Here is a 478-nt window from a genome sequence, read left to right as displayed (position 1 = left end):
TTGCTTTTATTTCTTGGTGGAATCTATGTTTCTCAATGGAGCAACCTTGCCATCATAGTTGGGATTGGCGGAGGAATTATTATGGGATTAAGTGCTACCAAGCAATTATTCAAAAACTAGCTCCTCTCCCATGTAGGGAGGAGTTTGCTCTTTTTTGTAAAGAGACAACAGAAACTTACGTTTTCTGAAGGAGGACAATATGAATTCTTGGTTTTTAGCAATTCTAATTATTGTAGGTATGATCTCTATTGATGGTATAAACCGAAAGATAAACCGAGTTAATAGAAGACTAGAACGAATAGAAAATAGATTAGAACAGGTTGCTAAACAAATAGGTATCCCATAGCATGAAGTCAACGAAGAACTTCGCCAATTAGTTAGAGATGGAGAAAAAATTGAAGCTATTAAGAAGGCACGAGAAGTTTTAGGATTATCATTACTTGAAGCTAAAAATTATATCGACTCTTTATAACATGGA

2 protein-coding genes are annotated in these 478 nt (G+C 34.7%); both read left to right on the top strand.

The features are described from left to right. Positions 1-199 precede the first annotated feature (199 nt). The gene (locus tag LOK41_RS28560; protein ID WP_241819455.1) at positions 200-346 is read left to right on the top strand and encodes a hypothetical protein; all 147 of its coding nucleotides are present in this window, start codon (positions 200-202) and stop codon (positions 344-346) included. A 48-nt stretch (positions 347-394) separates the two neighbouring features. After that, on the top strand, positions 395-472 hold the full coding sequence (locus LOK41_RS28555) for a hypothetical protein (protein ID WP_347269388.1): 78 nt from the start codon (positions 395-397) through the stop codon (positions 470-472). Positions 473-478 lie beyond the last annotated feature (6 nt).

Origin of the sequence: Bacillus sp. TL12 (assembly GCF_022625245.1) — a bacterium.
In the GTDB taxonomy this organism is placed as follows: domain Bacteria; phylum Bacillota; class Bacilli; order Bacillales; family Bacillaceae_G; genus Bacillus_A.
Note: the sequence above shows the minus strand (reverse complement) of the source record. Positions and strands in the feature narration are given on the sequence as shown.